Consider the following 19,539-nt stretch of genomic DNA (forward strand, 5'->3'; position numbering starts at 1 on the left):
CCCGCCGGTCCTGAAACACCCATCTAGAGGGCATTGCCTCGAGCCTTTGCGGATTGCCATGACCGTCTTCCAGTTGAAGCAGCTTGCATCCTCTTCCGTCCACGCCGCAGCCGACGCGATCGGCTGGGACTACGATCGCGCCGAGCTGATCGCCGACGGCATCGTCCACGGGATCGGCGTGCTCGCGGGCATCATTGCCGCGACGGTGCTGGTGGTGCTGACGGCGGTCTATGCCGACGCCACCGACATCGTCGGCGTCTCCGTCTATGTCGCCGGCCTGCTCTCGATGCTGGTGCTGTCGGCGACCTATAATCTCTGGCCGGTCTCGCCGGCCAAATGGCTGCTGCGCCGCTTCGACCATTCCGCGATCTATCTCTTGATCGCCGCGACCTACACGCCGTTCATCCTGGAGCTGAAGGACAGCGTGTTCGCGTTGGTGCTGCTGGCCGGCGTCTGGTGCGTCGCAATCCTCGGCATCGTGCTGAAGCTGCTCTATCCCGGCCGGTTCGACCGCGTCTCGGTCGGCATCTATCTCGCGATGGGCTGGAGCGGCATGATGCTCTACGATGCCGTGGTCAGGGCGTTGCCCACGCTGGTGCTGGGCTTCATTCTTGCCGGCGGCCTGCTCTACAGCTTCGGCGTGATCTTCCACGCCTGGCGGCGGCTGCGCTTTCAGAATGCGATCTGGCACGGCTTTGTCTTGGCCGGCGCGGCATGTCATTATACCGCGGTGCTCGACCTCGTGTTGAGCTGAGAAGTTTCCGCGAAGCGGTATAAGAAGACGAGAGGAGACGTCGCATGCAGGTGACCGGCAAGGTCGTGGTCGTCACGGGCGGCGCAAACGGCATCGGCAAGGCGCTGTGCGAGGCCTTTCACAATGCGGGTGCGGCCAAGGTCGTGGTCGCGGACATGGACGCGGCCAATGCGCGAGCGGTCGCGGCCATGGTCGATGGCGCCGCGTTCAAATGCGACGTCGCGCAGGAAAAGGACATCGTCCACGTCATCGAGGAGACCGAGCGGCAGTTCGGCCCGATCGCGCTGTTCTGTTCCAACGCCGGCATCGGCGGCGGCTTCGATCCAATGTCGGAGAACGCCGGTGGCGCTTCCGACGAGCCTTGGCAGCGCAGCTGGGCGATCCACGTCATGGCGCATGTCTATGCGGCGCGGCATCTCGTCCCTCGGATGAGGGCGCGCGGCGGCGGCTATTTCCTCAACACCATCTCGGCCGCGGGCCTGCTGTCGCAGGTCGGCAGCCCGGCCTATTCGACGACGAAGCACGCGGCGGTCGGTTTTGCCGAGAATCTCGCGATCTCGCACAAGGCCCACAACATCAAGGTCTCGATCCTGTGTCCGCAGGGTGTCGACACCAACATGCTGCGCTCGATTCCCAAGGGCCCGCAATCCGGCGACGGCGACCTGACGCCCGAGCAAGTGGCGAAAGACGTGCTCGCCGGCCTCGAGCAGGAGACGTTCCTGATCCTGCCGCACCCGCAAGTGCTCGGCTACATGCGCAAGAAGACCGAGAATTACGACCGCTGGATCGGCGGCATGGCCAAGATCCAGGCGAAGATGCGGGAGGAGTTCGGGAAGTGACCGTTAGGTGCTCCCACGCTAGACGCTGTCATGCCCCGCGGAGGCGGGGCATCAAGTATGCCGCGGCCTGTCGATTGAATCACTGACGTCTCGGAGTACTGGATCGCCCGGTCAAGCCGGGCGATGACACCGAGAGTGTGGTTACGCCACCGTCTCCCCCACCCGGCTCGCGCGCAGCGCCTGCGCATAGAGCATCATGCCCTCGCAAACCGTGCGCTGCTCGGCCGGCGTCAGCGCCGCCAGCGCGCCGCGGACCTGCTGCCGGCCGAACGCGTGGAGGGCCTCCAGCGTACGCCGGCCCTTCGCCGTCAGCGACAGCAGCTTGCTGCGCGCATCCGCCTCGTCCGGCGTCTCCTTGAGCTCGCCGCAATCGATCAGCTTGCGCACCAGACGGCTGACGCTGGATTTCTCCAGCCGCAGGAAATCGCCGAGCTCGCCCGACGTCATGGGGCCACGAATGCCGATCTCCAGGATGGTGTGGACCGCCGAGGGCGGATAGCCCGAGGCCGCCACCGTGGCGTCCATGAAGCCGAGTTCGCGCACCATCAGGCGCGAGGCGGCGCGGATGTCGTCGATCAGCGAAAGCTCGGCCATGGCTTGACTCGACCCATATAGTTGTATCATACAACTATATGGGCGCAACGGCGCGCGCAAGTGTTTGGAGTGGACCATGAGCGAAGCCTTGCCGACCGGTCAGCGCATGAGCGGCAAGGTCTGCCTGATCACGGGCGGCGGCAGCGGCATCGGGCGCGCAACGGCGCTGAGGATGGCGGCCGAAGGGGCGGAAGCGATCGTCGTCGCCGGCCGGCGCGAGGCCGAGATCGAGGCCACCGCCGCCGCGTGCCGCGGGCTCGGCACGGAGGCGATCGCGCTTCAGACCGACATCACGAAGGAAGACGAGGTCGCGCGCCTCGTCGGCACAGCCGTCGGGCGCTGCGGCCGGCTCGACGTTGCCTTCAACAATGCCGGCTTCCAGGAGCGCCGCGCGCCGCTGGAGGAGCAGGGCACGGAGATCTACGACAGCGTGTTCGACACCAATGTCCGCGCGCTGTTCCTCTGCCTGCGCCATCAATTGCCGGCGATGCTGGCGCAGGGGCGCGGCAGCATCGTCGTCAACACCTCCGTCAGCGGGGTGCGCAATCCCAATCCAGGCTTTTCGCTCTACTCGGCCTCAAAGGCCGCCGCGATCTCGCTGACGCGCTCGGCGGCGATGGAGAACGCGCCGCGCGGCATTCGCATCAATGCGATCGCGCCCGGCCGCGTCGTCACAGACATGATGCTGCGCGCCGGCGTCGGCGATGTGGCGACGGTCAGCGCAGGCCTGCCGCTGCGGCGGATGGGCAGCCCGGAGGAGGTCGCCGAGGCCGTGGTGTGGCTGTCGTCGGATGCGTCGTCGTATGTCGTCGGGCATGTGCTCGCGGCCGACGGAGGTTTTTTGGCGTCGTGATGTCGTAGCCTGGATGGAGCTCAGCGCAATCCAGGGCCGACTCGCCTGTGGCAGGATTCCCGGATTACGCTGCGCTCCATCCGGGCTACGACACGGTCAATGCTTCTGCCCGTACAGCACAGGCACTGCGGAATCCACGACGACCTCAACGAGGCTCGTGCCCGCATACGCCATGCCGCGCTTCAGCGCTTCGCCCAGCTCCGCAGCCTTCGTCACCCGCACCGCACGGCAGCCCATGCCTTCGGCAAGCCGGACGAAATCGATCCCCGGCAGCTCCAGCCCCGGCACGTTGCGCACCTGCATGACCTGGCTGAACGAGCGCATCGCGCCGTAGCCGGAATTGTTGATGACCACGACGGTGAGCGGCAGCTTGCGCTGCACGGCGGTCCAGAGCGCCTGGATCGAATACATCGCCGAGCCGTCGCCGATCAGGCACACCGTGCGCTGCTTCGGCTTGCCGAGCGCCATACCGACGGCGGCGGGCAGAGAATAGCCGAGGCCGCCGCTCGACATGGTGTAGAAACTGTCCTGGCCGCGCATCGGCAGGAATTTTTGCATCGCCGGCCGGTGCGAGGGCACTTCCTCGACAAGTGATGCATCATCCGGCATTGCCTGCGACAGCGAATGCAGCAGGAATTCGACCGGCAGCGGATCGGCGGGCTGCGGCGCCGGCGGCAGCGTGCGGCCTTTTGGCGCCGCGCGCTTGCTCTCCGGCAGCAGGTCGAGCAGCAGGCTCAGCGCCGGCTCCATCGTCGCGATGATGCTGGTGCCTGATGGCGTCACTGCGGCGGCATCCGCGTCGTCCGTGATCTGGAAGATGGTCGCGCCGCGGTCGAAGATCGCGGCATGGCCCTCGACATGGAAGGTGAACACCGGCGCGCCGATGACGATGACGACATCGTGCTCGCGCAGCGCGTCGGACAGTTGCGCCGGCGAGGCATGCAGAAAGCCCGCGAATTGCGGATGCCGCTCGGGGAACGAGCAGCGTGCCGAGAACGGACTGACCCAGACGCTCGCCTTGGCCTTCTCGGCAACGCGCACCATCAGCTCCACCGCGCCGGCGCGATCGATTCCGGGGCCAACGACGAGCGCAGGGTGTTTGCTTGAGGCGAGCGCCGCAACCAGCGCCTTCATCGGCTCCAGCTCAGGGCCGATCTCGCGGCTGACCCTGCGCGCCTCGACCGGCGCGCAGGCATGGGCCCAGTCATCGATCGGGATCGACACGAAGGTCGGCCCGCACGGCGGCTGCATCGCGGTGTAATAGGCCCGCGCGATCGCGGCGGGCACATCCTCCGGCCTTGCCGGCTCGACGCTGTATTTCACATAAGGCCGCGGAAACTCGGAGGCGCGCTCGGCATAGAGAAACGCCTGCAAGGGCAGGATCGAGCGCGCCTGCTGGCCTGCGGTGATCACGAGCGGGGTCTGGTTGCGATGCGCGGTGTAGATGTTGCCGAGCGCGTTGCCGACGCCGGCCGCCGAATGCAGGTTGACGAAGCCGGCATTGCGCGTCGCCTGCGCATAGCCATCGGCCATGCCGACCGCGCTGGCCTCCTGCAGCGCCAGCACGTAGTCGAGATCGTCGGGCCAGTCGCTCAGGAACGGCAGCTCGGTCGAACCAGGATTGCCGAACACCCTGTCGATGCCGAAGGCGCGCAAGAGATCGAGCGTCGCCTGCTTCACGGTGACGGGCTTGCTGCCGGTCTTGCCGTTCCTGGCCATTGGTTCCGTCCCCGTGTTGTTGATTGAGGGTAGCAGCCTCACCCCGTCATTGCGAGGAGCGAAGCGACGAAGCAATCCAGATTATCTCCGCGGAGGGATTCTGGATTGCTTCGCTACGCTCGCAATGACGGGAAGAAACAGCGGAGGCTCACCACACCGCCGTGCCCTTCATCGTCGGCTGCCCCTCCGCATTCGCGGTCCACAGCTCCATGCCCGCCTCGGTCTCGTTGGCGTTGACCGAGAACTCCGTGCCTTCGAATAGCGGCTGCACGCCGCGATACGAAAACTTCTTCGGCGCCTTGCCGCCACGAAGCTTGGCCGCCATCTCGACGATCAGCGCTGCCTGTAGTGGACCGTGGAAGATCAGGCCCGGATAGCCCTCGACCTCAGTGACGTAGTCGCGGTCGTAATGGATGCGGTGGCCGTTGAAGGTCAGCGCGGAATAGCGAAACAGCAGCACGGGATCCGACACATGCGTTTCGCGATGCTGCGCCCGCGGCGGCGGAGGCGACGCCTTGCCGCCAGCCGGCGCGCCGCCGGTCATCTCGCGATAGACGATGTCCTGCCGCTCGCGGATCGCCGTGCCCCTCGGCGAGGAGATGCTGTGCTCGACCGAGACGAAGCACAGCGTGCCGGTCGAGCCCGATTTGACCTGCACGTCGGCAATGCGCGAGGTCCGCGTCGATTCATCGCCGACGCGCAAGGGCTGCAAGAACTCGATCTCGCCGCCGGCCCACATCCGGCGCGGCAGCGGCACCGGCGGCAGGAAGCCGCCGCGGGTCGGGTGGCCGTCGGGCCCGAGCATCGACATCGGGAACACCGGCTGCGCCAGGCACCAATGCACCGTGAACGGCGCAGTATCGCCCGTCTTGGGCTCGCCGACCTCCTGGAACAATGTCGCGCGCAGGCCCTTCACAAGCTGCGCGGTGACGATGTCGGTGGCCTCCTGGCTGCGGCCGATCCATTGCCTGAGATGATCGATGTCGAGCTTCTCGGTCATGACGCCTCGCTCTCTTTATTTGGACTGGGGACGCTCGCCGATCGCGGGCACGGCGCCGTAGCTGCGCGTCTCGCCGACGATGATCGGCGCCGGCGCGGGATAGCTGACGCGGCCGTTCGGCGTGTCGACCTCGATCCGCCGCAGATGCGGATGGTTGGCGAGGTCGGCCATGGTGTTGACCTCGGCGAATGCGATGTCCGCGTCCGACAGCCGCTTCAACAGCTCGTCGCGCGTCATCCTGCCGAAGATGTCGGCCACCGTCGCGTCGGTGAAGTCGCGGTTGCGCACGCGCTCGACCATGTTGGCGACGCGGGGATCGGCCGGCAGGTCCGGCTGATCCAGCACCTTCGCGCACAGCGTCTTCCACTCGCGTTCGCTCTGGATCGAGATCAGGATGTCCTTGCCGTCCTTGGAGGTGAACACGCCGTAAGGCGCGATCGAGGGATGGCGCAGGCCCATGCGCTTGGGCGGATTGCCGGCTTCGGCGTTGAGCAGCGGCACGGTGCACCAGTCCGCCATCACGTCGAACATGGAGATGCGGATGTCGGCGCCCTTGCCGGTGCGCCCGCGCGCGATCAGTGCCTCCAGGATTGCGGCATGCGCGGTGGCGCCGGTCGCGACGTCCACGATCGACATGCCGACGCGCGAGGCGCCGTCGGGATTGCCGGTGATCGAGGCGAGGCCGCTCTCGGCCTGGATCAGCAGATCATAGGCCTTGCGATGAGCATAGGGACCTTCGTCACCATAGCCGGTGATGGTGCACGAGATCAGCTTGGGATAGTCCTTCAAGAGCCGCTCGCGCGAGAAGCCGAGCTTGTCCATCGAGCCGGGTTTCAGGTTCTGGATCAGCACGTCGGCACTCGCGATCAGCTTCTCCAGCTCGGCGCGGCCTTCCTTCGTGGTGAGATCGACCACCGCCGATTGCTTGCCGCGATTGAGCCAGACGAAATAGCTGCTCTGGCCCTTGGCCGCCGCGTCATAGCCGCGGGCGAAATCGCCCTCGGGCCGCTCGATCTTGATCACCTCCGCGCCGGCATCCGCCAGGCGCGAGGAGCAGAACGGCGCCGCCACCGCCTGCTCGACCGCAATCACCCTGATCCCGTCCAATGCTCCCATGGCCGCAACCTCAGTACGAGCGCGGCATGCCGAGCACGTGCTCGGCGACGAAGGACAGGACGAGGTTGGTCGAGATCGGCGCCACCTGGTACAGCCGCGTCTCGCGGAACTTGCGCTCGACGTCGTATTCCTCAGCAAAGCCGAAGCCGCCATGGGTCTGGATGCAGGCATTCGCCGCTTCCCAGGACGCATCCGCCGCCAGCATCTTGGCCATGTTGGCCTCCGCGCCGCAATCGAGCCCGGCCTCGTATTTGCGCGTGGCTTCCTTCACCATCAGCTCGGCCGCGCGCATCGAGGCGTAGGCTTTTGCGATCGGAAACTGGATGCCTTGATTCTGGCCGATCGGCCGGCCGAACACGGCGCGCTCCTTGGCGTAGTTCGTCGCCTTCGCGATGAACCACTTGGCGTCGCCGACGCATTCGGCCGCGATCAGGATGCGCTCGGCATTCATGCCGGAGAGGATGTAGCGAAAGCCCTTGCCTTCCTCGCCGATCAGATTCTCCGCCGGCACCCTCAGGTCGGTGAAGAACACTTCGGTGGTGGCGTGGTTCATCATGGTGCGGATCGGGCGGATCTCGAGACCGTTGTTCTTGGCCTCGCGCATGTCGACGATGAACACCGACAGGCCGTCGGTGCGCTTCTTGACCTGGTCCTTCGGCGTGGTGCGCGCCAGCAGCACCATCAGATCGGAATGCTCGGCGCGGCTGGTCCAGATCTTCTGGCCGTTGACGATGTAGCTGTCGTTGCCGTCCTTGCGCGCGAACGTCTTCAGCGAGGAGGTGTCGGTGCCGCTGGTCGGCTCGGTGACGCCGAACGCCTGCAGGCGCAACTCGCCGCTCGCGATCTTCGGCAGGTACTTTGCCTTCTGCTCGGCATTGCCGTGCCTGAGCACCGTGCCCATCGTGTACATCTGGGCGTGGCAGCCGCCGCCGTTGCAGCCGGCGCGCTGGATCTCTTCCAGGATCGCGGCGGCCGCCGACAGCTTCAGGCCCGCGCCGCCATATTCCTCGGGAATCAGCACCGAGAGATAGCCGGCCTCGGTCAGCGCATCGACGAACGCCTTGGGGTAGGCCATCTCGCGGTCGAGCTTGCGCCAATATTCGCCGGGGAACTGGGCGCAGAGCTTGGCTATGGCCTCGCGGATGTCGGCGTAATCTTCGGCGTGGTGTTCTTGACTCATGGCGTTTCCAATTCTCAGCGGCAGTTAAAGATAACGCCGGCCAACCCACGGGCGTTGTGAAAACAATGCCCGCCCCCTATGCTCATTTGTTATAGCGTATGGAGTAGCCTTCCAGGATTGGCAAGCATGGATTTCCGGCAGCTCAGGACCTTCAGTTGCGTGGCGGAGCTCGGCAGCCTGTCCAAGGCCTCCGACACGTTGCGCGTGGCGCAGCCGGCGCTCTCCAGGCAGATCAAGCTCCTGGAACACGAGCTGCGCACCGAACTCTTCACGCGCAACGGCCGCGGCATGGTGCTGACCGAGGCCGGCCGCCTGCTGCTCGCACGCACCTCCGGCATCGTGCGGCAGATCGACCAGATCCGCGACGACATCCAGTCGGCCAAGGGGCCGCCGTCCGGCCAGGTCGTGCTCGGCCTGGTTCCGACCGTGAGCTGCGTGCTGTCGGCGCGCTTTGCACGGCGCTGTGTCGAAAAATTTCCCGGCATCTCGCTGCGCATCGTCGAGAGCTACAGCGGGCATCTGGTCGAATGGCTGCATCGCGGCGAGATGGATCTCGCCATCCTGTACGGCCGCTCGGCCGACCTGCACCTCAACGTGCAGAGCCTGGGGCGCGACAACATCGTCGCGGTCGGTCCGCGCGGCTGCGGCTTGGCGCGCAAGAAGAGCGTCGACATCGGCTGGCTGCTGCGGCAACGGCTGGTGCTGCCCTCTCATTCCCACGGCCTTCGGGCGCTGATCGAGCACGCTGCGGCCCAGCGCAAGATCAAGCTCGACGTCCAGCTGGAAGCGGACTCCTTCCGCGTGTTGACGAGCCTGGTCGAGGAGGGCCTCGGCTTCGCGCTGCTGCCGCCGTCCTCTGTCCACGGCGAGGTCGCGGACGGGCGGCTGGAAACCGCACCGGTATCCAAGCCGATGACGCGCGAGCTCATTTTTGCCTCTCCAATCGACCGCCCGGCCTCGACGGCCTCGCTCGCCATCACCGCGCTGCTGCGCGAGGAGGTCGCCGCCTGCCGCAAGGACGGCGTGTGGGACATCAGGTTGAGTTAGATGGCGTGTCGTAGAACAGCCGCGCGCGGTCGTGCCTTCGCATCTGGCGCGAGCTGTCATGCCGGAATTTTATAGCTGGGGAGTGCCGTGCCTGCCGGTGCGGGCGTGACGAGCAGGTGTGTCCAGGACCCCGTCATTGCGAGCGCAGCGAAGCAATCCAGAAATCCCTCCGCGGTGACAGTCTGGATTGCTTCGTCGCTTCGCTCCTCGCAATGACGGTAGGAGAGAGCTCAGCCCGGAATCCGCACCGGCAGCGTCTCATATCCCTTGATGAAGCTCGAATAGATCCGCTTGGGCTCGCCGACCACCTCGATGCGGTCGAAGCGCTTCAGCATCTCCTCCCAGACGATCTTGAGCTGCAGCTCGGCGAGCCGCATGCCGACGCAGCGGTGGATGCCGAAGCCGAAGGAGAGATGCGTGCGCGGGCGCGGGCGGTCGATGATGAACTCGTCCGGCTTGTCGAACATCTCCTCGTCGCGATTGCCGGAGACGTACCACATCACGACCCGGTCGCCCTTCCTGATGTGCTTGCCGCCGATCTCGGTGTCCTGCAATGCGGTGCGACGCATATGCGCCAGCGGCGTCTGCCAGCGGATCACCTCCGGCACCATGGAATCGATCAGCTCCGGATTGGCGCGCAGCTTGTCGTATTGCTCCGGGTTCTCGTTCAGCGCCAGCACCGAGCCGGTCATGGTGTTGCGCGTGGTGTCGTTGCCGCCGACGATGAGCAGGATGATGTTGCCCATGAGGTTGTCGGGGTCCATGTGGCGCGTGGCCTCGTTGTGGGCCATCAGCGACAACAGGTCGTTGCGCGGCGCGGAGTTGACACGCTCGTTCCAGAGCTTGGACATGTAGGCGTAGCACTCGTCCATCTCGCGGCGGCGCTCTTCGGCGCTGGCGACGATGCCGCTCTTGGGCAGCGCGGTGGAAACGTCGGACCAGCGCGTCAACTTGCGCCGCTCCTCCCAGGGGAAGTCGAACAGGGTCGCCAGCATCTGCGTGGTCAGCTCGATGGAGACGCGCTCGACGAAGTTGAACGTCTCGTTGCGCGGCAGATTGTCCAGCACGGTCTGCGAGCGCTGGCGGATCAGCTTTGCCAGCTCGTCCAGGTGTGTCGGCGTGAACATCGGCGACACCGTCTTGCGCTGCGCCGAATGCCGGGGCTGGTCCATCGCGATGAAGCTCGGATAGTCGTAGCCTTCCGGCACGTCGCGGATCGAGATGCCGCCGAGCTTGGAATCCGAGGAGAAGATGCCGTGATTGGTGTCGACATGCATGATGTCGTTGTACTTCACCACGGACCAATACGGCTCGATCGGCGCGTTGGTGCAGTAATGCACCGGCTCTTCCTTGCGCAGCCGCTCGAACCAGGGCCACAGCGTGTCGTCCTGGAACAGCCGGGGCGCGCCGGGGTGGAATTGCGACAACGGCGTCGCATAGGCCTCCTCGCGCGCCTTCCGCATGCGTTCGGCCTTGTCCACTTTAACCGGCGCTTGGATGTTCATGATCGTGGCTCCGTTGCGTTCGACTCACGCAGCAATCTTCACCGGCAGCGTTTCGATACCCTTTACAAAACTCGAATAGACCCGGGTGGGTTCGCCGACCACATCAATATGGTCGAACCGCTTGAGAATTTCCTCCCAAATAATCTTGAGCTGGAGCTCGGCGAGCCGCAGGCCGACGCAGCGATGGATGCCGAAGCCGAAGGACAGGTGCGTACGCGGGCGGGCGCGGTCGATGATGAACTCGTAGGGCCTGTCGATCACGTCCTCGTCGCGGTTGCCCGAGACGTACCACATCACGACCTTGTCACCCTTCTTGATCTGCTTGCCGCGGAACTCGAAATCGGACAGCGCCGTGCGGCGCATATGCGCGAGCGGCGTCTGCCAGCGGATCACCTCCGGCACGAAACTGTCGAGCAGGTCAGGGTTCTCGCGCAGCTTGCGATATTGCTCCGGATGCTGGCTCAGCGCGAGAAGCGAGCCCGACATGGTGTTGCGCGTGGTGTCGTTGCCGCCGACGATCAGGAGGATGAGATTGCCGAGGAAGTTCTTCGCATCCATGTCGCGCGTAGCAGTGCCATGCGCCATCATCGACAATAGGTCGCTCTTCGGCGGCTGTTCGATGCGCTGCTTCCACAGCTTCGAGAAATAGGCCGCACATTCCGTCAGCTCGGCCTGCCGCTCGTCCTCGGTCGCGACCAGGCCGTCAGGCCCGGGAATCGTGGTGGCGACGTCGGACCAGCGCGTCAGCTTGCGGCGATCCTCCCAGGGGAAATCGAACAGCACCGCAAGCATCTGCGTGGTGAGCTCGATCGACACGCGGTCGACCCAGTCGAACACCTCGCCGCGGGGAAGGTTGTCCAGGCACTCGGCCGAGCGCTTGCGGATGTTGATGGCGAGATTGTCCAGATGCGTCGGCGTGAACATCGGCGCCACGGTCTTGCGCTGGGCGGCATGGCGCGGCGGGTCCATCGAAATGAAGCTCTCACGGCGTAGATCCGGATCGATGTCGCGGATGGTGATGCCGCCGAGCGCGGAGGCCGAGGAGAACACCGCATGGTTGGTCTCGATCTCCATGATGTCATTGTAGCGCGTCACCGACCAGTACGGCCCGAACATCGAGTCCTTGCAGTAATGCACGGGATCCTCGCGGCGCAGCCGGTCGAAATAGGGCCAGAACGTATCGGTCCTGAACAATTCGGGGTCGCCGGGATCGAACTGCTCCAGCGGCAGCGACATCGCGCGCTCGCGCAAGGCGTCGAGCTTGGCCGCGCTTTCGATGGTCCCATGCATGACCGTTCTCCCTGAATATGAACCGCGCGTCGTTGAATTCTGCGTTGCGGTATTTGATTTGCAATTACAGCCGGTTGTCTGCGCCGGGGCAAGGGAGAGTTTTGCCTCATCCAGCCTTCACGAGCGCGTTGCACGATCGTCACGGCGCCACGAGAACGTGACCTCCCGCACGCCGAACGACAGAGAATCGTGCGAGAAACCCGCTGGAATCGAGCTAAATCGAACCCGCTCATCTTGGGGATCGACTAATCTCTGATCTATAGTTTGGCCGGAACAGATCCGCATCCCGAGGTTGCCGCCGTGAACGACATGCAATGGACCCCGATCGGGTCCGAACCCTTGCCCCCGCCGCTGCCGGCGACGCGGGTCGATTTCTCCGGCAGCCGCTCCGAGTTCCGCAAAATGGTCACCAAGGGTGCCATGCTCGAGCTCGTGACCTTCGGCTTCTACCGGTTCTGGCTCGTCACCGACATCCGCCGTCATCTGTGGACGCACACCGCGATCGATGGCGATGCGGCCGAATACACCGGACGGGCCAAGGAGCTCCTGGTCGGCTTCCTGTTCGCGCTCGCGATCCTGTTGCCGATCTATCTCGCCTATTTTCTCATTGGCATCGAGTTCGAGCGCTGGCAGGCCTTTGCCTCGACGCCGCTATTCATCGCCTTCTACGCCTTCGGCCAGTTCGCGATTTTTCGCGCGCGGCGCTACCGCCTGACCCGCACGGTCTGGCGCGGCGTCCGCTTTTGGATGGACGGCTCCGGCTGGGCTTACGCGTTTCGCGCCATGCTATGGGGCTTGCTGGTGCTCCTGACGCTCGGTCTCGCGCTGCCCTGGCGCGCGGCGGCGCTCGAACGCTACAAGATGCGGCACACCCATTACGGCGATCTCCGCGGCGATTTCGACGCCGACGGCTGGACCTTCTTCAAGCGCGGCTGGTGGCTCTGGCTGCTCAGCCCGATCGCGCTCCTCATCTTCCCGCTCGCACCGTTCTTCTACGCCGAGTTCAAGGCGCGCGAATGGCGCTGGTGGCTCGACGGCATCCGCATCGGTGGCGTCAGCCTGTCCTCGGAATTGCCTCATGATGCCTTCTACGGCCTGTATTGGAAAGTGATCGGCTGGTGGATGCTGCTCACGGTCGCGTTCGCAGCCTATATGGGCGGCAGCGCCTTCCTGGTCGTCTCGCTCACCGGCGTTTCCGCCGAGGAGATCTTCGCCGGCGACAATGCGACGAAGAGCATCCCGATGGTGGCGATGATGGTGATCGGCTATTTCGCGCTCGCTCTTGCCATCAACATCGTCATGCGGGTCTATCTTCAACGCGATCTTTGGGCCAAGGTGCTGGAGACCGTCGAGGTGCACAACATCTGGGCCGCGGCGGACGTGCGCGGCAGCGGTCAGCTTGCCGGCGCGCTCGGCGAAGGCTTTGCCGACGGACTCGATGTCGCGGGATTCTGAGCTGTGAGTGACGTGTTTGCCGAGACCCCGGCGCAGTCGGAGAGTCCGACCATCTTCTTCGACGGCGTGTCGAGCCGCAGACGGCAGGTGACGCTGACGCTCAGTGATGCGCTCGAGATCGCCGAGGACGGCGCAACGCCTGTTCGCTGGGCCTACGCCGACGTTCGCCGCGCCGACAGTCCCCCCGGAATCCTGCGCCTGGCTGCGACGTCTGCACCGCCTCTGGCGCGGCTGGAGATCCGCGATGCCGTGCTCGCCGCGGACGTAGCCGCGCGCTGCACGCGTCTCGACGAGCACCGGACGACGCGCAGCGGCGTCGCGAAAATCGTGAGCTGGTCGGTTGCCGCCACCGTCTCCATCGTCTGCGTCGTCCTGTTCGGCGTTCCGCTCGCCGCCGACCGACTCGCGCCGCTGGTGCCGAAACCCGTGGAACGGCGCATCGGCGATGCCGCCGAAGTGCAGATGAAGACCATCTTCGGCCGCGGCGTGTGCGAAGACCCCGCGGGCAAGGCCGCGTTCACGAAGCTCGTCAACCGCCTGCGCGATGCGGCCGGCCTCGACGACACAATGACGGCCGGCGTGCTGCCGAGCTCGATACCGAATGCCTTCGCGCTGCCCGGCGGCAAGGTGTTCGTGCTGAAGGGCCTGCTCGACAAGGCCCAGAGTCCCGACGAGCTCGCCGGCATCCTCGCCCACGAGCTCGGCCATCTCAAGCATTACGACAACATGCGCGGCCTGATCTACAATGGCGGCACCTCGTTCCTGATCGGCCTCTTGTTCGGCGACATCACCGGCTCCTCGGCCGTGATCTTCGCCTCGCGCAGCCTGGTCGAAGCGTCCTATTCGCGCGAAGCCGAGACCGGCGCCGACACTTTCGCGATCGAGATCATGCATGCGCTCGGCCGGTCGCCGAAGCCCGCGGCCCAGCTGATGTTCCGCATCACCGGCAAAGAGGGCGGCTCCGGCCTGACGAATATCCTCGCCAGCCATCCGCTGACCGAGGACCGCCTCGCGCGCATGACGAAGGAGGACCGGCCCGCCAGCGGCCCGCCGCTGCTGACCGACAAGGAGTGGCAGGCACTGAAGGGCATTTGCGGCAGCGGGAAGGTGTGACGGCCCGCTCCTGGCGCATCACTTCGCCGGCGCAGCCGGTGGATTCGATCCGGTGGTGACGTTCGGCGCCGTGTTCGGGTTCGAGGTCGTGGTCTGGGGACCGAACTCGCGACCATTGTAGAAGAAGACGGCCGCGACCACGGCGATCACGAAGATCGCGCCGACTGCCCAGCCGACCGGGCTGTTGCGGCGCGCTCTGTCGGCCCTGCGGTCCTCATTCTGATAGGTCATCGTTGCTCTCCATCGCAAAGCAGGAGAACCTCGCGCGGTGGAAGCTGTTCCTAAAACGCGCCCAGCACTTACCGCGTTCCGTAGGCGCGGTCGCCGGCATCGCCGAGGCCCGGCAGGATGAACCCGTTGTCGTCGAGCCCTTCATCCACCGCCGCCGTCCAGATCGGCACGTCCGGGTGCAATCCGCGCAGCCGTTCGAGCCCTTCCGGTGCGGCGATCAGGCAGGCGAGGCGGATGTCCCTGGCGCCGCGCTCCTTCAGCCGGTCGATGGCGGCGACGGCGGTGTTGGCGGTGGCGACCACCGGCGTCACCACGATGGCGAGGCGCTCGCTGAGGTCGGAGGGCGATTTGAAGAAGTACTCCACGGCGGCAAAGCTGTGCGGCTCGCGGTAGAGTCCGATATGGGCGACGCGCGCGGTCGGCACCAGATCCATCATGCCGTCGACGAAGGTGGTGCCGGCGCGCAGCATCGGCACGAATACCAGCTTCTTGCCGGCGATCTTGGCCGAGTGCATCGTCGCCAGCGGCGTCTCGATCACGGTGTCGGTGAGCGGCAGGTCGCGCGTCACCTCATAGCACAGCAACATGCCGATCTCCTTGATCAGCTCGCGGAACGACTTGGTCGAGATGGACTTGTCCCGCACCAGCGTCAGCTTGTGCTGCACCAGCGGATGATCGACGATCGTGACGCCTTCCATGATGAGATGCTCTTGCTTTTCCCTTCTCCCCTTGTGGGAGAAGGTGGCGCGAAGCGCCGGATGAGGGGTATCTCTCCGCGAACTCCAACTGAGAGATGTGCCCGCGGCGACAACCCCTCACCCGGCTTCGCTTCGCGAAGCCACCCTCTCCCACAAGGGGAGAGGGTTTAAAATACCGTGCCGTCGCTGATCACCTTGAGCGGCGGCGATCCATCGGGACGGCGTGCAAATGCGATGGCGCGGCCCGCCGCCCACGTGCCGCCTTCGAGGATGCTCGCAAGCGGCAAGGTCCGAGGGGTGCGGCCGAGCTTGGCGCGAATGCGCTCCGCCAACCTGTCGAGCAATGCAATTGTCAGCGCGCGCCACTCCACGACGAGCAGCGAATCCACTTCATGCGCACGCGCGGCATCGGCGGCATCGCGCAGGCGCAGCACGTCATGATCGACGAACAGACCGCCGTTGCGGTATTCGGCGAGCCCGGTCAGGCCATCGATGTCGGTCACCTCAAAGCCGGCGCGCTGCAGCGGCTCGATCAGCGAATAGCTCAGCCATTGCGACAGCTTGTGCAGCGGCACGAGGCCTGCCGTGCCGTCGTCCGCCTTGATCGCCGGATGTCGCCAGCAATCGCCGAGCGGCACGCCCGCAAGCTCAAGTCGCGACGGCCAGATCGGCCCGAGCCGGTTCAGCACCGCGGACAGGATCGCGGGCGCAGCGACGGCGCCGCCGATCGCATGCGCTGCGATATGATCGAACAGCCCGCCCGGCCGCGGCGTATCGTGCAAGCCGAACACGTCCGCACGCTCCGAGACCTGCCTGCCCAGACGCCGCAGCAGGTCGGTGCGTCCCTCCAGGCCGAGCAGCGGATTGGCCTCGGTCACCTGAAAGGCGGAGGTGAGTGAGCCAAGAGGCAGTCTTTCAAGCACCTCCGCATCGGCCCTGAACGGCGCACGCGCATCGCGCGAAAACAGCCCGCTCGCGAACATGTCGAGGCTCGCGATCGCGAGCCCTTCCGATCGCCCTACGTCTGCTCCCGTCACGCTGTCGCGATAGCGCCAAGCTGCGCCGGCGCCGGCATCGAGCAGCACGCTGACGATGGCGAGGTCGAACTCGGCGCGCGCTTGCGCCGCGCGATCCGGCCAGGACGCAGCATCGGCAAGCCGGGCCCAGCGGTCGACGCCGCCGAGCACGAAGTGCCGCCAGCGCGCATGGAAGGGAATGTCAAGCGTCGGATAGGCTTTACGGGTCACCGCGAGCACGGCATCGGCAACGCCATCGATGCGGTCGAGATCGACCGTGAAATGGGTGAGCCCGCCGGCAAGGCCGAGCTCGAGCAACTGCCCGGCGCGCGCGCGCACCGCCTTTGCGGTGAGCAGCGCGCGTGCCTGCGATTCCAAAGCGTCCGCCATCGCGATCAGTATTTTTCCAGCGAACGCCCGACCACGCCGTTCACGTCCTTTTCCGGTGCGATGTCGGTCGAGTAGTAGCCCGCGGCCTTCTTGGCGGCGATCTCGACATGGGCGTCGGCGGGAATCAGCTCCAGCGGGATCGGCACACGCTCGACGATGTCGATGCCTTGCGAGGTCAACGCGTCGTATTTCATGTCGCTCATCGACAGGAAGCGGTCAATGCGCTTGAGGCCGAGCCAGTGGATCGTATCCGGCATCAATTGCTGGAAGCGCGCGTCCTGGACGCCAGCCACGCACTCGGTGCGCTCGAAATAAGCGGCGGCCGCATCGCCGTCCTCCTGCCGCTTGCGCGCATTGTAGACCAGGAATTTGGTGACCTCACCGAGCGCGCGGCCTTCTTTGCGGTTGTAGACGACGAGCCCGAGCCCGCCCTCCTGTGCGCCACGCGCGGATTCCTCGATGCCGTGGATCAGATAGGGCCGGCAGGTGCAGATGTCGGAGCCGAACACGTCGGAGCCGTTGCACTCGTCATGCACGCGGCAGGTGATCCTGGTGCGATGGTCTGGCAGTTTTGTCACGTCGCCGAACAGGTAGACCGTGGTACCGCCGATCGGCGGCAGGAACACCTTCATGTCCGGGCGCGTCACCAGCTCCGGGAACATGCCGGCGGTCTGCTCGAACAGCGTGCGCCGCAGCTCGGTCTCGCCGGTGCCGAAGCGCGCCGCAAGGCCCGGCAGGTACCACACCGGATCGATCGCGATCTTCACCACCGATACGCTGCCACTGGCGTGCACGACCTCGCCATCGGCGCGCAGCCGCTTTGCGGCGAGCGCATCGCGAATCTCCGGCAGGTCGAGCCGCGCCCGCGTCACCGCGATGCTCGGGCGGATGTCCGCGCCCTCGGCGATCTCCTGGCGAAAATTCTCGGCGACCAGATGCCCCCAGGGATCGAGCGCGACGATTTTTGTGGGATCGGTCCATTGCTCGAACGGACCGATGGTGGCGGCCGGAAAGGTATTGGTGAGGTCAGGACGCCTGATCGGGTCCAGCGCCCCGGCGGAGACCGCGAGCGCGCGGTACATCGCGTAGGACCCGCCATGGCTGCCGATCACGTTGCGATCCCCGGCGCGCGACACCGTACCGATGATCGGCCCGCGCGCGCGCGCATCAGCGGCGCCCCAATGGATGGGAAAGGCGGCCTTCCGGCCCGGCTCCGGATGGGAGGTCAGGCGGATGTGGTCGGTACGGTTGGCACGGCTCATGTCCAGGCTCCCAAAAAGCCAACGGCCCGCCGCTCGGACGGGCCTGGCTCACTTGCGACGCCGAACCGGCGGCGCAAGCTCAATCCAACATATTGTAGCGGCCGGCGACGACAGACAAGTTAATCGTGGCAGGGCGCAGGGGCCGTTCGGGGCCAAATTCCCGTCATCGAGAGGGCCGTCAGGCCGTCGCATCCGATGCCAGCGCGCCCATCGCGCTTGCCGCTCGGCCTGCGAGGCCAGTTTAAGGAATTGAAATAGTTCCATTTTTCGTGTTTTCAAGGTGTTGCTTCGTTTCGTGCGGTGGGCTTCAAGTTCGGCGCACCGCGCTGCCCTGCCTTGGAGACTGCTATGCCTGCCGCCAGCTACATCGATCCCCGCAACGGAAAGCTCTATCCCTTGGACCAGCCGCGCTGGTGCTCGGACGAGCGCACGCCGCTGCTGGTGACGCCGGGGGCGGGCATCTCACGCGAGGACATCGATGGCCGAACGCGCTCGCTGTGGCGCTATCGGGCGGCGCTGCCGGTCGAGATCGAGAACCCGATCACGCTCGGCGAGGGCTGCACGCCGCTGGCCCAGCAGGACTGGGGCGCGCTGCGCCCGCTGTTCAAGCTCGAATGGTTCAACCCGACCGGCAGCTTCAAGGACCGCGGCTCGGCGGTGATGCTGTCGTTCCTGCGACAGATCGGCGTCGACGCCATTCTGGAGGATTCCTCCGGCAACGGCGGCTCGTCGATGGCGGGGCTGGGGGCGGCCGGCGGCATGCGCGTCAAGATTCTGGCGCCGGCCTCGACGTCGCCGGCCAAGATCGCGCAGGTGCGCGCCTACGGCGCGACCGTGCAGCTCGTGGAGGGCCCGCGCGAGGAATCCGAGGCCGAGGCCATCCGGCAGTCGAGCCAGACCTTCTACGCCAGCCACAATTGGCAGCCGTTCTTCCTCGAAGGCACCAAGTCGCTGGCTTACGAGATCTGGGAAGATCTGGGATTCCGCGCGCCCGACAACGTCATCATTCCCGTCGGCGCCGGCAGCAGTCTGCTGGGTTGCGCCTTCGGCTTCCGCGAGCTGATGAAGGCCGGGCAGATCTCGAAGCTGCCGCGCCTGTTCGCGGCGCAGCCGCTCAATTGCTCGCCGATCGATGCAAGCTTCAAGGCCGGTGTCGATACGCCCGTCGCGCGCGGGGTGAGCAAGACCGTTGCCGAGGGCACCGCGATCAAGACTCCCCTCCGCCTGCGTGAGATCATCGCCGCCCTGCGCGAGAGCGGCGGCGCCACCATCGCGCTCACCGAGGACGAGATCGTCGCCGCCCTGCGCCGCCTCGCGCGCCAGGGCCTGTTTGCCGAGCCGACCAGCGCCAGCGCGGCTGCGGCGCTCGACAAGCTCGCCGCAACCGGCGCCATCAATGCGAACGAAACAACGGTCGCCGTTCTCACCGGCACCGGCCTCAAGGCCGCAACCACCGTCGCCGACCTCGTGCAGTAGT

The 19,539-nt window shown here is 65.9% G+C and carries 18 protein-coding genes; 7 read left to right on the forward strand and 11 right to left on the reverse strand.

Annotation, left to right across the window (positions count from 1 at the left end):
* Positions 1-58: 58 nt before the first annotated feature.
* Both I6F16_RS28485 and I6F16_RS28490 read left to right on the forward strand, forming a co-directional pair.
* Positions 59-754, forward strand: a complete 696-nt coding sequence (locus I6F16_RS28485; protein ID WP_036009743.1) for a hemolysin III family protein — start codon at positions 59-61, stop codon at positions 752-754.
* A gap of 44 nt (positions 755-798) precedes the next feature.
* A complete protein-coding gene (locus I6F16_RS28490; RefSeq protein WP_036009739.1) occupies positions 799-1,593 on the forward strand; it encodes an SDR family oxidoreductase in 795 nt (264 codons plus the stop codon).
* Between the two features lie 141 nt (positions 1,594-1,734).
* On the opposite strand, the gene I6F16_RS28495 is transcribed toward I6F16_RS28490, so the two are convergent.
* Positions 1,735-2,187 carry a MarR family winged helix-turn-helix transcriptional regulator gene (locus tag I6F16_RS28495; protein ID WP_050991728.1) on the reverse strand — a complete coding sequence of 151 codons (453 nt, stop codon included), beginning with the start codon at positions 2,185-2,187 and terminating at the stop codon, positions 1,735-1,737.
* A gap of 76 nt (positions 2,188-2,263) precedes the next feature.
* Here I6F16_RS28495 and I6F16_RS28500 point away from each other — a divergent pair, with 76 nt between their 5' ends.
* Positions 2,264-3,040, forward strand: coding sequence for a glucose 1-dehydrogenase (locus I6F16_RS28500; RefSeq protein WP_225113922.1), 777 nt, complete (start codon positions 2,264-2,266; stop codon positions 3,038-3,040).
* A 96-nt stretch (positions 3,041-3,136) separates the two neighbouring features.
* Here I6F16_RS28500 and mdlC read toward each other — a convergent pair whose 3' ends face one another.
* The 4 genes from mdlC to I6F16_RS28520 form a co-directional block, all read right to left on the reverse strand.
* Positions 3,137-4,759 carry a benzoylformate decarboxylase gene (mdlC, locus tag I6F16_RS28505; RefSeq protein WP_225113921.1) on the reverse strand — a complete coding sequence of 541 codons (1,623 nt, stop codon included), beginning with the start codon at positions 4,757-4,759 and terminating at the stop codon, positions 3,137-3,139.
* Between the two features lie 148 nt (positions 4,760-4,907).
* The gene (locus tag I6F16_RS28510; RefSeq protein WP_225113920.1) at positions 4,908-5,759 is read right to left on the reverse strand and encodes a MaoC family dehydratase N-terminal domain-containing protein; all 852 of its coding nucleotides are present in this window, start codon (positions 5,757-5,759) and stop codon (positions 4,908-4,910) included.
* A gap of 15 nt (positions 5,760-5,774) precedes the next feature.
* The gene (locus I6F16_RS28515) at positions 5,775-6,875 is read right to left on the reverse strand and encodes a CaiB/BaiF CoA-transferase family protein (protein WP_036028624.1); all 1,101 of its coding nucleotides are present in this window, start codon (positions 6,873-6,875) and stop codon (positions 5,775-5,777) included.
* Between the two features lie 10 nt (positions 6,876-6,885).
* Entirely contained in the window at positions 6,886-8,055 is a 1,170-nt protein-coding gene (locus I6F16_RS28520) for an acyl-CoA dehydrogenase family protein (protein ID WP_225113919.1), read from the reverse strand.
* A 126-nt stretch (positions 8,056-8,181) separates the two neighbouring features.
* Here I6F16_RS28520 and I6F16_RS28525 point away from each other — a divergent pair, with 126 nt between their 5' ends.
* Positions 8,182-9,102, forward strand: coding sequence for a LysR substrate-binding domain-containing protein (locus I6F16_RS28525; RefSeq protein ID WP_036009724.1), 921 nt, complete (start codon positions 8,182-8,184; stop codon positions 9,100-9,102).
* Positions 9,103-9,332: 230 nt separating this feature from the next.
* On the opposite strand, the gene I6F16_RS28530 is transcribed toward I6F16_RS28525, so the two are convergent.
* Positions 9,333-10,607, reverse strand: coding sequence for a cytochrome P450 (locus tag I6F16_RS28530; RefSeq protein ID WP_225113918.1), 1,275 nt, complete (start codon positions 10,605-10,607; stop codon positions 9,333-9,335).
* A 24-nt stretch (positions 10,608-10,631) separates the two neighbouring features.
* Positions 10,632-11,897 carry a cytochrome P450 gene (locus I6F16_RS28535; protein ID WP_225113917.1) on the reverse strand — a complete coding sequence of 422 codons (1,266 nt, stop codon included), beginning with the start codon at positions 11,895-11,897 and terminating at the stop codon, positions 10,632-10,634.
* 309 nt (positions 11,898-12,206) lie between these two features.
* Here I6F16_RS28535 and I6F16_RS28540 point away from each other — a divergent pair, with 309 nt between their 5' ends.
* Positions 12,207-13,352 carry a DUF898 domain-containing protein gene (locus I6F16_RS28540; RefSeq protein ID WP_225113941.1) on the forward strand — a complete coding sequence of 382 codons (1,146 nt, stop codon included), beginning with the start codon at positions 12,207-12,209 and terminating at the stop codon, positions 13,350-13,352.
* A gap of 3 nt (positions 13,353-13,355) precedes the next feature.
* Entirely contained in the window at positions 13,356-14,465 is a 1,110-nt protein-coding gene (locus I6F16_RS28545; protein WP_225113916.1) for a M48 family metallopeptidase, read from the forward strand.
* Between the two features lie 18 nt (positions 14,466-14,483).
* On the opposite strand, the gene I6F16_RS28550 is transcribed toward I6F16_RS28545, so the two are convergent.
* The 4 genes from I6F16_RS28550 to I6F16_RS28565 form a co-directional block, all read right to left on the reverse strand.
* Positions 14,484-14,696 (reverse strand): hypothetical protein, encoded by a 213-nt coding sequence (locus tag I6F16_RS28550; protein ID WP_036028638.1) that lies wholly within the window; start codon positions 14,694-14,696, stop codon positions 14,484-14,486.
* A gap of 68 nt (positions 14,697-14,764) precedes the next feature.
* Positions 14,765-15,394: a uracil phosphoribosyltransferase gene (gene upp, locus I6F16_RS28555; RefSeq protein ID WP_036009715.1), complete on the reverse strand. Its 630-nt coding sequence runs from the start codon at positions 15,392-15,394 to the stop codon at positions 14,765-14,767.
* A gap of 167 nt (positions 15,395-15,561) precedes the next feature.
* Complete coding sequence (locus I6F16_RS28560; RefSeq protein WP_225113915.1) at positions 15,562-16,800, reverse strand: URC4/urg3 family protein; 1,239 nt, start codon at positions 16,798-16,800, stop codon at positions 15,562-15,564.
* Between the two features lie 5 nt (positions 16,801-16,805).
* On the reverse strand, positions 16,806-18,062 hold the full coding sequence (locus I6F16_RS28565; protein ID WP_036028644.1) for a GTP cyclohydrolase II: 1,257 nt from the start codon (positions 18,060-18,062) through the stop codon (positions 16,806-16,808).
* 348 nt (positions 18,063-18,410) lie between these two features.
* On the opposite strand from I6F16_RS28565, the gene I6F16_RS28570 reads away from it, so the two are divergent.
* Positions 18,411-19,538: a pyridoxal-phosphate dependent enzyme gene (locus I6F16_RS28570; RefSeq protein WP_225113914.1), complete on the forward strand. Its 1,128-nt coding sequence runs from the start codon at positions 18,411-18,413 to the stop codon at positions 19,536-19,538.
* The last annotated feature ends 1 nt before the right edge of the window (position 19,539 follow it).

The organism is Bradyrhizobium sp. IC4060 (assembly GCF_020193715.1).
Taxonomy (GTDB): Bacteria; Pseudomonadota; Alphaproteobacteria; order Rhizobiales; family Xanthobacteraceae; genus Bradyrhizobium; species Bradyrhizobium yuanmingense.

Coding starts and splice junctions, on each gene's coding strand:
- I6F16_RS28485 (WP_036009743.1), top strand. CDS start 59: ATGACCGTCTTCCAGTTGAAGCAGCTTGCATCCTCTTCCGTCCACGCC.
- I6F16_RS28490 (WP_036009739.1), top strand. CDS start 799: ATGCAGGTGACCGGCAAGGTCGTGGTCGTCACGGGCGGCGCAAACGGC.
- I6F16_RS28495 (WP_050991728.1), bottom strand. CDS start 2,187: ATGGCCGAGCTTTCGCTGATCGACGACATCCGCGCCGCCTCGCGCCTG.
- I6F16_RS28500 (WP_225113922.1), top strand. CDS start 2,264: ATGAGCGAAGCCTTGCCGACCGGTCAGCGCATGAGCGGCAAGGTCTGC.
- mdlC (WP_225113921.1), bottom strand. CDS start 4,759: ATGGCCAGGAACGGCAAGACCGGCAGCAAGCCCGTCACCGTGAAGCAG.
- I6F16_RS28510 (WP_225113920.1), bottom strand. CDS start 5,759: ATGACCGAGAAGCTCGACATCGATCATCTCAGGCAATGGATCGGCCGC.
- I6F16_RS28515 (WP_036028624.1), bottom strand. CDS start 6,875: ATGGGAGCATTGGACGGGATCAGGGTGATTGCGGTCGAGCAGGCGGTG.
- I6F16_RS28520 (WP_225113919.1), bottom strand. CDS start 8,055: ATGAGTCAAGAACACCACGCCGAAGATTACGCCGACATCCGCGAGGCC.
- I6F16_RS28525 (WP_036009724.1), top strand. CDS start 8,182: ATGGATTTCCGGCAGCTCAGGACCTTCAGTTGCGTGGCGGAGCTCGGC.
- I6F16_RS28530 (WP_225113918.1), bottom strand. CDS start 10,607: ATGAACATCCAAGCGCCGGTTAAAGTGGACAAGGCCGAACGCATGCGG.
- I6F16_RS28535 (WP_225113917.1), bottom strand. CDS start 11,897: ATGCATGGGACCATCGAAAGCGCGGCCAAGCTCGACGCCTTGCGCGAG.
- I6F16_RS28540 (WP_225113941.1), top strand. CDS start 12,207: ATGCAATGGACCCCGATCGGGTCCGAACCCTTGCCCCCGCCGCTGCCG.
- I6F16_RS28550 (WP_036028638.1), bottom strand. CDS start 14,696: ATGACCTATCAGAATGAGGACCGCAGGGCCGACAGAGCGCGCCGCAAC.
- upp (WP_036009715.1), bottom strand. CDS start 15,394: ATGGAAGGCGTCACGATCGTCGATCATCCGCTGGTGCAGCACAAGCTG.
- I6F16_RS28560 (WP_225113915.1), bottom strand. CDS start 16,800: ATGGCGGACGCTTTGGAATCGCAGGCACGCGCGCTGCTCACCGCAAAG.
- I6F16_RS28565 (WP_036028644.1), bottom strand. CDS start 18,062: ATGAGCCGTGCCAACCGTACCGACCACATCCGCCTGACCTCCCATCCG.
- I6F16_RS28570 (WP_225113914.1), top strand. CDS start 18,411: ATGCCTGCCGCCAGCTACATCGATCCCCGCAACGGAAAGCTCTATCCC.